11 protein-coding genes are annotated in these 12,712 nt (G+C 75.4%); 10 read left to right on the plus strand and 1 reads right to left on the minus strand.

Going from position 1 to position 12,712, the window contains the following annotated elements:
- The first annotated feature begins 43 nt into the window (after window positions 1-43).
- The 4 genes from mgrA to ACFQ80_RS07520 all read left to right on the plus strand — a co-directional run bounded on the left by mgrA (window position 44) and on the right by ACFQ80_RS07520 (window position 3,295).
- Complete coding sequence (gene mgrA, locus ACFQ80_RS07505) at window positions 44-1,105, plus strand: L-glyceraldehyde 3-phosphate reductase (RefSeq protein WP_430550673.1); 1,062 nt, start codon at window positions 44-46, stop codon at window positions 1,103-1,105.
- Window positions 1,106-1,140: 35 nt separating this feature from the next.
- Window positions 1,141-2,115 (plus strand): PfkB family carbohydrate kinase, encoded by a 975-nt coding sequence (locus ACFQ80_RS07510; RefSeq protein WP_430563202.1) that lies wholly within the window; start codon window positions 1,141-1,143, stop codon window positions 2,113-2,115.
- Window positions 2,112-2,753 (plus strand): nucleoside/nucleotide kinase family protein, encoded by a 642-nt coding sequence (locus ACFQ80_RS07515; protein ID WP_430563203.1) that lies wholly within the window; start codon window positions 2,112-2,114, stop codon window positions 2,751-2,753. Before ACFQ80_RS07510 ends, ACFQ80_RS07515 begins: the two co-directional genes overlap by 4 nt.
- A gap of 83 nt (window positions 2,754-2,836) precedes the next feature.
- On the plus strand, window positions 2,837-3,295 hold the full coding sequence (locus ACFQ80_RS07520; RefSeq protein ID WP_430563204.1) for a hypothetical protein: 459 nt from the start codon (window positions 2,837-2,839) through the stop codon (window positions 3,293-3,295).
- 23 nt (window positions 3,296-3,318) lie between these two features.
- Here ACFQ80_RS07520 and ACFQ80_RS07525 read toward each other — a convergent pair whose 3' ends face one another.
- Window positions 3,319-3,792: an Lrp/AsnC family transcriptional regulator gene (locus ACFQ80_RS07525; RefSeq protein ID WP_430550669.1), complete on the minus strand. Its 474-nt coding sequence runs from the start codon at window positions 3,790-3,792 to the stop codon at window positions 3,319-3,321.
- A gap of 140 nt (window positions 3,793-3,932) precedes the next feature.
- Between ACFQ80_RS07525 and ACFQ80_RS07530 the strand changes: the two genes are divergently transcribed.
- From ACFQ80_RS07530 to ACFQ80_RS07555, 6 genes are read left to right on the plus strand one after another with little or no spacing between them, the layout of a single operon-like run.
- Window positions 3,933-5,207 carry a thiamine pyrophosphate-dependent dehydrogenase E1 component subunit alpha gene (locus ACFQ80_RS07530; RefSeq protein ID WP_430563205.1) on the plus strand — a complete coding sequence of 425 codons (1,275 nt, stop codon included), beginning with the start codon at window positions 3,933-3,935 and terminating at the stop codon, window positions 5,205-5,207.
- Complete coding sequence (locus ACFQ80_RS07535) at window positions 5,204-6,229, plus strand: alpha-ketoacid dehydrogenase subunit beta (protein ID WP_430563206.1); 1,026 nt, start codon at window positions 5,204-5,206, stop codon at window positions 6,227-6,229. Before ACFQ80_RS07530 ends, ACFQ80_RS07535 begins: the two co-directional genes overlap by 4 nt.
- The gene (locus ACFQ80_RS07540; protein WP_430563207.1) at window positions 6,229-7,596 is read left to right on the plus strand and encodes a dihydrolipoamide acetyltransferase family protein; all 1,368 of its coding nucleotides are present in this window, start codon (window positions 6,229-6,231) and stop codon (window positions 7,594-7,596) included. Before ACFQ80_RS07535 ends, ACFQ80_RS07540 begins: the two co-directional genes overlap by 1 nt.
- Window positions 7,593-9,230 carry a carboxyl transferase domain-containing protein gene (locus tag ACFQ80_RS07545; RefSeq protein WP_430563208.1) on the plus strand — a complete coding sequence of 546 codons (1,638 nt, stop codon included), beginning with the start codon at window positions 7,593-7,595 and terminating at the stop codon, window positions 9,228-9,230. The genes ACFQ80_RS07540 and ACFQ80_RS07545 overlap by 4 nt, the downstream gene beginning before the upstream one ends.
- 5 nt (window positions 9,231-9,235) lie before the next feature.
- Complete coding sequence (locus tag ACFQ80_RS07550; RefSeq protein WP_430563209.1) at window positions 9,236-11,464, plus strand: acetyl/propionyl/methylcrotonyl-CoA carboxylase subunit alpha; 2,229 nt, start codon at window positions 9,236-9,238, stop codon at window positions 11,462-11,464.
- A complete protein-coding gene (locus ACFQ80_RS07555) occupies window positions 11,461-12,648 on the plus strand; it encodes an acyl-CoA dehydrogenase family protein (RefSeq protein WP_430550663.1) in 1,188 nt (395 codons plus the stop codon). The genes ACFQ80_RS07550 and ACFQ80_RS07555 overlap by 4 nt, the downstream gene beginning before the upstream one ends.
- The last annotated feature ends 64 nt before the right edge of the window (window positions 12,649-12,712 follow it).

Genomic DNA, 12,712 nt, shown 5'->3' on the forward strand with positions numbered 1-12,712 from the left:
TCGCACCGCGCGACGCGTCGGCCGGGTGCGCGAGGATGGGGCCATGCCTCTCGCACCTCGGTACCTGGCCGACGACGCCCGCTACGAGTCGATGACCTACCGCCGCACCGGCCGCTCCGGCCTCGACCTGCCCGCCCTGTCGCTGGGCCTGTGGCACAACTTCGGCGACGTGAACCCCTTCGACAACCAGCGCGCCATCCTGCGCCGCGCGTTCGACCTGGGCATCACGCACTTCGACCTCGCGAACAACTACGGCCCGCCCTACGGCTCGGCCGAGGAGAACTTCGGCCGTCACCTGGCCAAGGACCTCGCTCCCTACCGCGACGAGCTCGTCATCTCCACGAAGGCCGGCTACGACATGTGGCCCGGCCCGTACGGCGACCACGGCTCCCGCAAGTACCTGCTCTCGTCGCTCGACCAGTCGCTGACGCGCATGGGCCTGGACCACGTGGACGTCTTCTACCACCACCGCCCGGACCCCTCGACGCCGCTCACCGAGACCATGGGCGCCCTCGCGTCCGCCGTCCAGCAGGGCAAGGCGACGTACGTCGGCGTCTCGAACTACTCGCCGTCGCGCACGCGCGAGGCGGCGCAGGTGCTCGCCGACCTCGGCGTGCCGCTGCTCATCCACCAGCCCAGCTACTCGATGTTCAACCGGCACGTGGAGATCGCCGACCGCGACGACGCCTACGACGGCCACCAGAGCGAGTCGCTGCTCGACGTCGTCGAGGACCTGGGCGTCGGCACGATCGTCTTCTCCCCGCTGGCGCAGGGCCTGCTCACCGGGCGGTACCTGGGCGGTTCGGCGCCGGAGGGCTCGCGCGCCGCCCGCAGCGACTCGCCGTTCCTGTCGTCGTCGAACCTCACGGACACGTACCTCGACCGCGCGCGGGCCCTCGCCGCGATCGCCGAGGGTCGCGGCCAGACGCTCGCGCAGCTCGCCCTCTCGTGGGTGCTGCGCGACGCGCGCGTGACGTCGGCGCTCATCGGCGCCTCGTCGGTGGCGCAGCTCGAGGACAACGTGGCCGCGCTGTCCGCGCCGGCGCTCACCGACGACGAGATCGCGGCCATCGAGCCGCACGCCGTGGACGGCACCGGCCGCTGAGCCGTCGTCGCCACCGACCGGGAGGAGGAGCGCCGATGGTGGTCTGCTGGTTCGTCGGGCTGACGACGCTCGACGTGGTGCACCGGGCGTCGGGACGCCCGGGCGCGAACGAGAAGGTCACCGCGACGCGCCAGGACGTCGCGGCCGGCGGCCCGGCGGCCAACGCCGCCGTCACGGCGGCCGCGCTCGAGGCGCACGCGATCCTGGTCAGCGCGCTCGGCGCCGGGCCGATCGCCCAGGCGGTGCGCGCGGACCTCGACGACCGCGAGGTGCAGGTGCACGACGTCGCGGGCCCGGACGAGGAGTTCCCCGTCGCGGTCTCGGCGGTGCTCGTCGACGACGCGACGGGGGAGCGCTCCGTGGTCTCGCCCGACGCGGCGCTGGTCGCGGTGCGCGCGCCGCGGCCCGACGCCCTCGCGGGGCTGCCCCGACCGGACGTCGTGCTCCTCGACGGCCACCACCCCGCGATCGCCCGGGCCGTGCTCGCGCACGTCGACGAGCTGCGCCCCCGGCCGCTGATCGTGGTGGACGGCGGCCGGTGGCGGCCCGTGTTCGCCGACCTGCTGCCGGCGGCGGACGTCGCCGCCCTCAGCGCGGACTTCACCGTGCCGGCGGACGTCGCGCCCGGCGCGGCCGACGCCGCGCACGGCGCGCTGCTGCTGGGGGCGCGGTCCGTGGTGGTCACCCACGGCGGGGACCCGGTGACCTGGGCGCTGCCGCGCCGGCGCGACGACGGCGCCGTCGTGGTCGGCGAGCACGGCACCGTGCCCGTGCCCCGGGTCGACGTGCAGGACACCCTCGGCGCGGGCGACGCGTTCCACGGCGCGCTGGCCGTGGCGCTCGCCCGCGGGGCCGGGCTGCAGGACGCCTGCGCCGCCGCCGTGCGCGTCGCGAGCGTCCGGGTGCGGAAGGTCGGGCCGCGTGCCTGGCTCGCGCACCTCCCCGAGCTGTCAGAGCCACGTGCAGGTTCTGCTGCTCCTGGCCCTGACAGCTCGCGGGACGAGGGGTGACGACGGTCGGGGCGACGACGGCGGAGCTCGTCGCGCGCGCCCGGCGGCTGGCGGTGCCCGGCGAGCGGCGCGTCCTCGGGATCGTCGGCCCGCCGGGGGCGGGGAAGTCGACGCTCGCGCGGGCGATCGTCGAGGCGCTCGGCCCGGCGCTGGCCGTCGAGGTCGGGATGGACGGCTACCACCTGTCGAACGCCGTCCTGGCCGACCTCGGCCGCGGCGACCGCAAGGGCGCGGTCGACACGTTCGACGACGCCGGGTACGCGGCGCTGGTCGCCCGCCTCGCCGACGCGCGTCCCGGCGACGCGCCCGTCTACGCCCCGGTCTTCCGCCGCGAGATCGAGGAGCCCGTGGCGGCGGGGGTCGCCGTGCCGGCCGACGTGCCGCTGGTCGTGACGGAGGGCAACTACCTGCTCGCGCCCACCGGCGCGTGGCCCGCCGCCCGGGCCCGCATGACCGAGGTCTGGTACCTCGACGTGCCCGACGTCGTCCGCCTCGCGCGCCTCGAGGACCGGCACCACGCCTTCGGCAAGAGCCGCGACGACGCCCGCCGGTGGGCGAACGGCTCCGACCAGCGCAACGCCGAGCTGATCGAGGCCACGCGCGACGGCGCCGACGTCGTCGTGCGGTGGGCCGGGTGACGAGGTCAGCCCGGTCCCGCGCGGCCCGGAGAACGTCGCGCCGACGAGGCTCCGGTCGGCAGTCCGTGGCCCACGAGGCACGGGTGAGAGGGCGTGCCTGGGCGGGCGTCGTGGGGGTGGCCGGAGGGCTGGCGGTGTCCGGCTGCTCGGCCGACGTGGCCGGTGCCTGGTGGGGCTACGAGGAGCAGTGCGCGGCGGAACAGCACGAGTACGGCGACCGCCTGGTCGAGGAGGCCGCGGCCCTCGTCGATGCGCTCGGGGGGAGCACCGAGGGCGAGTTCTGGTGCGACGACTCCGCGGGCCCGCCCGGCTCGGTCGACGTCGAGCTGGAGGTCGTCGGGGACCTCGCCGACCTCGAGGATCGCGTGGAGTCCGCCGGGTGGACCCTGACCTCGCGCGTCGCGGGATCCGCGGAGAACGGACTGGGCGCCGGCACCCAGGAGCTGGAGTTCACCCAGGACGTCGACCCGGGCATCCGCCTGGGCCTCGTCTGGGCGGCGCCGGGCGTGCGTCCCGAGGGCTGGATCAGCCGCACCGGCTGATCGCGAGCAGGCGCAGGCCCGGCTCAGAGGGCGCGCCGCGCGGCCTCGATGAGCGGGCGGATGCGGTAGGGGATGAGCTCGCCCATGGACAGCGACGTCTCGGTGCGCTCCACGCCGTCGATGGCGAGGATGGCGGCGTCGATGCGGAACAGGTGGTCGGTGTCCCGGCACACGACGTGCACGCGGAGGTCGGCGGCGCCGCTGTGCCCGTACGCCTGCACGACCTCGGGGATCTCGGCCAGCCGGTCGACGATGGCGGGCAGCTCGCGCTGGCGCACGGTGACCTCGAGGAACGCGGTCAGCGGGTGTCCCAGCGCGGCGGGGTTGATGCGGCGGTCGAAGTCGAGGAAGGCGCCCGACTCCTCGAGCCGGGTCAGCCGTGCGTGCACGGTGTTCCGGGACAGGCGCAGGCGTTCCGCGAGGGCGGCGATGGTGGCCCGCGGGTCGTCGGCGAGCGCCGTCAGCAGGCTCAGGTCCACGGCGTCGTAGCTGCGCACATCGACCAGCCTAACGGGGTCGGCCTGAGCACTCTGCTCAAGGTGTCGCGGGGTGCTGGTCGCACTCTGTGAGCGGCGTTACGTTCGCGGTATCCGGCGCTCGACGCGGAGCGGCCGGCGACACACGAGGTGAGGCGACGATGCCCAGCACCATGGGTTCGACGTCCCGCGACGACCTGTCACGAGCGGGTGGAGCGCGGACGGAGACGGCGTCCGGTACGACGGACGAGGCATATGCAGACGGCACGGTCCGGCTGCTCGACGAGAAGGGCGTGCGACACCCGGACCCGGCGCTCGACCGCTGGCTGACGGACGTCGACGCGGGCACGGACGAGGCCCGGTCGGCGCTGCTGGCGCTGTACGAGGACATGGTCGTGGCGCGGCGCATCGACGCCGAGGCGACGGCGCTGCAGCGGCAGGGCGAGCTCGCGCTGTGGCCGCCGCTGCAGGGTCAGGAGGCGGCCCAGGTGGGCTCCGCCACGGCGCTGCGCGGCGACGACTTCGTGTTCTCCAGCTACCGGGAGCACGCGGTGGCCCGTAAGCGCGGCGTCGCGCCGGTCGACCTGCTGCGCGTGTGGCGCGGGATCACGGCGTCGGGCTGGGACCCGTACGCGGTGAACATGGCGACGCCGCAGGTCATCATCGGTGCGCAGGCCCTGCACGGCGTGGGCTACGCGCTGGGGATCCAGGCGGACGTCGAGCGCGGTGCCGTGGAGGTGGGCGGCGACGGCACGGCCGCCGTCGTGGCGTACGTCGGCGACGGCGCGATGAGCCAGGGCGACGTCAACGAGGCGTTCGTCTTCGCGGCGACCTGGCAGGTGCCGCTGGTGCTGTTCTGCCAGAACAACCAGTGGGCGATCTCCGAGCCGGTGTCCCTGCAGTCGGGCGTGCCGCTCGTCCGCCGGGCCGACGGCTTCGGCGTCCCGGGCGTGCGCGTGGACGGCAACGACGTGCTCGCCGTCCTCGCCGCGACGCGCGAGGCGCTGCACCGCGCCCGCACCGGCGGCGGCCCCACGTTCGTCGAGGCGGTCACCTACCGGATGGGACCGCACACCACCGCCGACGACCCCACCCGCTACCGCGACCCGGCCGAGCTGGACGTCTGGGCCGAGCGCGACCCCGTCGCCCGGCTCGCCGCGTACCTGCGGGCGGGCGGCCTGCTCGACGACGGCGACGAGGCGCGGGTGCGCGCGGCGGCCGACGCCGTCGCCGCCGAGCTGCGGGCCGGCGTCGTCGCCCTGGAGGACCCGCCGCCGCTGAGCGTCTTCGACCACGTGTACGCCGAGCCCCACCCGACGGTGGCGGCCGAGCGCGCCGAGCACGCGGCGTACCTGGCGGGCTTCGCCGACACGACCACCGGCACGACCACCGGCACGATCACCGGGACGACGAGCGGCGAGGGGGCCGACCGATGACCGCCCAGACGCTCACCCTGGCCAAGGCGCTCGGCGCCGGGCTGCGCCGCGCGATGACCGACGACCCGACCGTCATGGTGCTCGGCGAGGACATCGGCCGGCTCGGCGGCGTGTACCGCGTGACCGACGGCCTGCAGGCGGAGTTCGGGCCGCGCCGCGTGGTGGACACGCCGCTGGCGGAGTCCGGCATCCTCGGCACCGCCGTCGGGCTGGCGTACCGCGGCTACCGGCCGGTCGTGGAGATCCAGTTCGACGGGTTCGTCTACGTGGCGTTCGACCAGATCGTCAGCCAGCTCGCCAAGATGCACGCCCGCACCAACGGCAAGGTCACGCTCCCGGTGACGATCCGCATCCCGGTGGCGGGCGGCATCGGCGCGGCCGAGCACCACTCGGAGTCGCCGGAGGCGTACTTCGTGCACACGGCCGGGCTGCGCGTCGTGTCGGTGTCGAACCCGCAGGACGCCTCGACCGTGCTGCGGCAGGCGATCGCCTGCGACGACCCGGTCGTCTTCTTCGAGCCCAAGCGGCTCTACCACGTCAAGGGCGAGGTGGACGCGGACCTGCCGCTCGACGACGCACCCCCGATGGGCGCCGCGCGGGTGGTCCGGCCGGGCGACGACGTCACGCTCGTGACGTTCGGCTCGCACGTCGCGACCGCGCTCGACGCCGCGACCGCGGCGTCCGACGAAGGCGTCTCGGTCGAGGTGATCGACCTGCGCTCGCTGTCCCCGGTCGACCACGAGACGATCGCGGCGTCCGTGCGGCGCACCGGTCGGCTCGTCGTGCTGCACGAGGGGCCGCGGCAGGCGGGCGTCGGCGCGGAGATCGCGACGTCGGTCACCGAGCGGTGCTTCGACTTCCTCGAGGCGCCGCCCGTGCGCGTCACCGGGTACGACATCCCGTACCCGCCCGCGAAGCTCGAGGCCAACCAGGTGCCGGACCTCGACCGCGTGCTCGTGGGGATCGACCGCGCGCTCGGCCGGGTGCCGGCGTCGGGCGCCGGCGTGGAGGTGGGAGCGTGATGGCGACCCGCGAGTTCAAGCTGCCCGACCTGGGCGAGGGGCTGACGGAGTCCGAGGTCGTCGAGTGGCGCGTGGCCGTGGGCGACGCCGTCGAGCTCAACCAGGTGATCGCGGAGGTGGAGACCGCCAAGGCGCTGGTCGAGCTGCCCTCGCCGTGCGCCGGCGTCGTGCGGGTGCTGCACGCCGAGGAGGGCCAGACCGTCGAGGTCGGCGAGCCGCTGGTCACCTTCGACCTGTCCGGACCAGGTGCACCAGAACCCGCGCCTGGCCCTGACCGCTCCGTGGGTCCGGCGGGGGAGGACGGGCCCGAGCCGAACCTCGTCGGGTACGGCGCGCGGCCCGCGCGCACGGGACGCCCGGCGCGACGCCGGCGGAGGGACGTGCCGGCGGCACCCGCCCTCGCCACGAACGGCGTCTCGTCCGTCTCGTCGCCGGACGGGCACATGGAGCGGCCGCGCTCGACGCCGGTCGTGCGGGCGCTGGCGCGGCAGCGCGGGATCGACCTCGCCACGATCACGGGCACCGGCCCGCACGGGCGCATCACGCGCGACGACGTCGAGTCGGCGTCGTCGGGCGCGGCGGAGGTCGAGGCACCGGCGACGACGGCGCGCGCGGCGGGCGGCGAGTCCCGCACCCCCGTGCGCGGCGTGCGCAGGCGCACGGCGGCGGCGATGGTCGCGAGCGCGGCGGCGCCGCAGGCGTCGGTGTTCCTCACCGTGGACGTCACGGCGAGCATGGAGCTGCTGGCCCGGCTCAAGACGCACCCGATGGCCGGCGGGCAGCGGATCACGGTGCTCGCGCTGGTGGCGCGCGCCGTCCTGGCGCTGCTGCCGAACCACCCGGCGCTCACCAGCCGGTGGGCGGACCTGCCGGGCGGCGAGGCGGAGATCGTGCGGCCCGCGCACGTGAACCTCGGCATCGCGGTCGCGACCGACCGCGGGCTCGTCGTGCCGCACGTCCCTGCCGCGGACACGCTGTCCCTCACCGGGCTGGCCGCCGCGCTCACCGACCTCACGACGACGGCGCGGGCGGGCCGCACCACGCCCGAGCGGCTCGTGAACGGCACGCTGACGATCACCAACGTCGGCGTCTTCGGCGTCGACGCGGGCACGCCGATCCTCAACCCGGGCGAGCCCGCCATCCTCGCCCTCGGCCAGGTGGCCCGCCGCCCGTGGGAGCACGACGGCGAGGTGGCGCTGCGCCAGGTGACCACGCTCAGTCTCACGTTCGACCACCGCGTGGTCGACGGCGAGCAGGGCGCCCGCTTCCTCGCCGAGCTCGGGGCGGTGCTCGCCGACCCGGCGCTCGTCCTCCTGCTCGGCGGCGAGCCCGCGACCGGGACGACCGACGAGAGCGAGGCCCCGTGACCGTCCTCGACTCCGCCGTCGACCCCCGCGCCGACGCCGCCCGCGCCAACGACGAAGCCCAGCGGGCGCTCGCGGACCGCCTCCGCGAGCGCACCGCCGTCGCCGCCGAGGGCGGCACCCGGCGGGCCCGCGACCAGCACACGTCGCGCGGCAAGCTGCTGCCCCGCGACCGCGTGGCCCGGCTGCTCGACGAGGGCAGCCCGTTCCTCGAGGTGGCGCCCCTGGCGGCCTTCGGGGTCGACGCCGGCCCGGGCGAGGCCGGTGAGTGGCCCGGGGCGGGCGTCATCGCCGGCATCGGGCTGGTGAGCGGGCGGCAGGTGATGGTGGTCTGCAACGACGCGACCGTCAAGGGCGGCACCTACCACCCGCTCACCGTGAAGAAGCACCTGCGGGCCCAGGAGATCGCCCTGGAGAACCGGCTGCCCTGCGTGTACCTCGTGGACTCGGGGGGCGCGTTCCTGCCGCGGCAGGACGAGGTGTTCCCCGACCGCGACCACTTCGGCCGGATCTTCTTCCACCAGGCGAAGCTGTCGGCGGCACGGATCCCGCAGATCTCCGCGGTCCTCGGCTCCTGCACGGCGGGCGGTGCGTACGTGCCCGCGATGAGCGACGAGACCGTCATCGTGCGGAACCAGGGCACGATCTTCCTGGGCGGGCCGCCGCTGGTGAAGGCCGCGATCGGCGAGGACGTCAGCGCCGAGGAGCTGGGCGGCGGGGAGCTGCACGCGCGGCGGTCCGGCGTCGTCGACCATCTCGCCGAGGACGACGAGCACGCGCTCGACCTGGTCCGCGACATCGTCGGCACGCTGCCGCCGGACCCGGAGCCCGCGTGGGACGTCGCGCCCTCCCGCGAGCCCGTCGTCGACCCCCAGGGCCTGTACGCCGCGGTCCCCGTGGACGTGCAGCAGCCCTACGACCCGCGCGAGGTGATCGCCCGGATCGTCGACGGCAGCGAGCTGCACGAGTTCAAGCCGGAGTACGGCACGACGCTCGTCACGGGGTTCGCGCGCATCCACGGCCACCCGGTCGGGGTGCTGGCCAACGCGGGCGTGCTGTTCCGCGAGTCGGCGCTCAAGGGGGCGCACTTCGTCGAGCTGTGCGACCAGCGCGGCATCCCGCTGCTGTTCCTGCAGAACATCTCGGGCTTCATGGTGGGCCGCGACGCCGAGGCGGGCGGCATCGCGAAGGACGGCGCCAAGATGGTGACGGCCGTCGCGACCACGCGTGTCCCGAAGCTCACCGTCATCGTCGGGGGCTCGTTCGGCGCGGGGAACTACGCCATGTGCGGGCGGGCGTACTCGCCCCGGTTCCTGTGGTCGTGGCCCGGGTCCCGGATCTCCGTCATGGGCGGGGCGCAGGCGTCGTCGGTGCTCGCCACCGTGAAGCGCGACCAGCTCGCGCGCCGCGGCGAGGAGTGGGACGCAGGCGAGGAGGAGTCCTTCCGCGCCCAGATCCGCGACGGCTACGAGGTGGCCGGCGACCCGTACCACGCCACGTCGCGCCTGTGGGACGACGGCATCGTGGACCCGCCCGACACCCGTCGTGTGCTCGGCCTGGCGCTGGGCGTCTGCGCCCGCACGCCGCTGCCCGCACCCGACCCGACCGAGCCCCGCTTCGGGCTCTTCCGGATGTGAGCGGGATGGGTACCCGGGAGCTTCACACCGTGCTCGTCGCGAACCGCGGCGAGATCGCGTGCCGCGTCATCGGCACGCTGCGGCGGCTGGGGATCCGTTCCGTGGCCGTGTACTCCGACGCCGACGCGGACGCCCGGCACGTGCGGGAGACCGACCTGGCCGTCCGCCTCGGCCCGGCGCCCGCCCCGCAGAGCTACCTCGACGTCGAGGCGGTCGTGGCGGCGGCCGTCGCGACCGGCGCCGACGCGATCCACCCCGGCTACGGCTTCCTGTCCGAGAACCCCGCCCTGGCGCGGGCGTGCGAGCGTGCCGGCATCGTCTTCGTCGGGCCGTCGGTCGAGGCGCTGGAGACCATGGCGGACAAGGCCGCGGCCAAGCGGCTCGTCGCGTCCCACGACGTCCCCGTGCTGCCCGGCACGCTCGACGACGGTCTGGACGACGCGGCCCTGGTCGCCGCGTCCGGCGACGTCGGCTTCCCGCTGCTGGTCAAGCCGGTCGCGGGCGGCGGCGGCAAGGGCATGGAGGTGGTGCGCGCGGGGGACGAGCTGCCCGGCGCGCTGGCCTCGGCCCGTCGCGTGGCCGCCGCGTCGTTCGGCGACGACGGGCTGCTCCTGGAACGGCTCGTCGAGCGGCCGCGGCACATCGAGGTGCAGGTGCTGGCCGACACGCACGGCGCCGTCGTGCACCTGGGCGAGCGCGAGTGCACCCTGCAGCGCCGCCACCAGAAGGTGGTGGAGGAGGCGCCGTCGCCCGTCGTCGACGACGCGACCCGGGCCCGGCTCGGGGAGGCCGCGTGCGCGGTGGCGCGGTCGGTGGGCTACGTGGGCGCGGGGACCGTGGAGTTCCTGGCGCCCGGCGACGACCCCGGCACGTTCTGGTTCATCGAGATGAACACTCGCCTGCAGGTGGAGCACCCCGTGACCGAGATGGTCACCGGCCTGGACCTCGTGGAGCAGCAGCTGCGCGTCGCGGCCGGGGAGCCGCTCGGCCTCCGGCAGGAGGACGTCCGGCTGGACGGGCACGCCGTCGAGGCACGCCTGTACGCGGAGCAGCCCGCGCGCGGGTTCCTCCCCGCCGCCGGGCACGTGCTCCGGTACGACGACGCCGGCGTGCCCGCCGGCCCCGGGGCGACGCCGCTGCGTCTCGACAGCGGGCTGGTGCCGGGCGCCGAGGTGACCGGCGACTACGACCCGATGCTCGCCAAGGCCGTGGCCTGGGCGCCCACGCGGGCCGAGGCGATCACGCGGCTCGACGGCCTGCTGGCCGACGTCGTCGTGCTGGGCGTCGAGACCAACGCCGGCTTCCTGCGCGACCTGCTCGCCGACGACGACGTGCGTGCCGGCCGGCTCGACACCGGCCTCATCGACCGACTCGTCCGCGCGATGCCGGACTCGAAGCCCGCCGGGGCGGACCGGGCGTCCGACGGCGCGCTGGTCGCGGCGGCGCTGCTCGCCCTGGCCCCGAGCACGGCGGGCGCGTCCGGGCCCTGGGCCGCCGTCGACGGCTGGCGGCTCAACGGCTCGCCGGCGCCGCGCCGCGCGGTGCTCGTCGACGCGGCGGGCGCGGAGCACGCCGTCGCCCTCACCGGAAGGCCCGAGGACGCCGTCGTCGTCCTCGACGAGGGCGAGCCGGTGCGCGCGTCCCTGCGCCCGCTCGCCGACGGCCGCCACCTGCTCACCGTGGACGGCACCACCAGGAGCCAGGTCGGTGCCGTGAGCGGACGACCTGCCCACGACACGCCGGCCGACGGCGCCACGACCCCGCTCACCGCGGCGCCCGCGGTGGTGTGGGTGCACGGGGACGGGCGGACGGCGTCGTTCACCGTGCTCGACCGCGCCGCGCTGGCCGCACGGCGACGCGAGGAGCGCGCGCTCGGTGCCGACGGCGACGACGGTGCGGCGGACGGCCCCACCCGTGCCGTGGTGCGCGTGGCGATGCCCGGCACGGTGTCCGCCGTGCCGGTCGCGGACGGCGACGTCGTCGCCGCCGGCCAGCCCGTCGTCGTGGTCGAGGCGATGAAGATGGAGCACCCGCTGCTCGCGCCCGTCGCCGGCGTCGTCCGCCTCGACGTGCGCGCCGGCGACCAGGTGCGCCTGGACCAGGTGGTCGCCATCGTCGACCCATCCGTCGACCCACCCGTCGACACCCCCGAAGACCACGCTCCCGCGCCGGCAGACCCCGCCGTGGCGGCAGCACACACTCCGGCAGACCCAGCCACCCGAGGAGCGTCATGATCAGCGAGACCCAGTCCACCGTGCTCACCGACGAGCAGCGGAAGCTCAGCGCCGTGGTGCGCGAGTTCGCGGACCAGGTGGTGGCCCCCGCCGCCTACACGTACGACACCGAGCGGCGCCTGCCGGTCGAGATCATCGAGCAGATGGGCGAGCTGGGGCTGTTCGGGCTGCCGTTCCCGGTGGACGTCGGCGGGCAGGGCAAGGACTACGTGTCGCTGTGCCTCGCGGTCGAGGCGCTCGCGCGGGTGGACCAGTCGATCGCCGTGACGCTCGAGGCGGGCGTCGGGTTGGGGATCATGCCGATCTTCCGGCACGGCACCGACGAGCAGAAGCAGCGCTGGCTGCCCGACCTGGTGAACGGTCGCGCGCTCGCGGCCTTCGGCCTCACGGAGGCGGGGGCAGGGTCGGACGCCGGCGCCACGCGCACCACCGCGCGCCGGGACGAGAGCACCGGCGAGTGGGTGATCGACGGCTCCAAGCAGTTCATCACCAACTCCGGCACGTCGATCACCAGCGTCATCACGGTCACCGCGGTGACCGGCACGCGCACCGGGGCGGACGGCGCGACCCATCCCGAGCTCTCGTCGTTCCTCGTCCCCGCGGGCACGGCGGGCCTCACCGTGGGACCGAGCTACGACAAGGTCGGCTGGCACACGTCGGACACCCACCCGCTGACGCTCGACGGCGTCCGCGTCCCGGCCGGCCACCTGCTGGGCGAGCAGGGCCGCGGGTACGCGAACTTCCTGCGCGCGCTCGACGAGGGCCGGATCGCCTTCGCCGCCCTCGCGACGGGCGCCGCGCAGGGCTGTCTCGAGGAGGCGCTGCGCTACGCCAAGGAGCGGGAGGTCTTCGGCCACGCCATCGGCGGCAACCAGCACATCGCGTTCACGCTGGCGCGCATGCAGGCGCGCGTGCACTCGGCGCGGCTGTGCTGGCTGGACGCCGCGCTCAAGCAGGTGCACGGCAAGCCGTTCAAGGCGGAGGCCTCGGTGGCGAAGCTGGTGGGCGGCGAGGCCGCGATGGCCAACGCCCGCGACGCCGCGCAGATCTTCGGCGGCTACGGCTTCCTCAACGAGAACCCGGTGGCCCGGCACTACCGGGACTCCAAGGTGCTCGAGGTGGGCGAGGGCACCACGGAGGTGCAGCTCATGATCATCGCCCGCGACCTGGGGCTGGCGTCGTGAGCAGGTCCGGCGTCGAACAGGTGGTTCCGCACGTTCTGACGGCTCAGAAGGTGCAGAACCGCCT

Source organism: Isoptericola sp. NPDC056578 (genome assembly GCF_042793275.1).
Lineage (GTDB): Bacteria > Actinomycetota > Actinomycetes > Actinomycetales > Cellulomonadaceae > Isoptericola.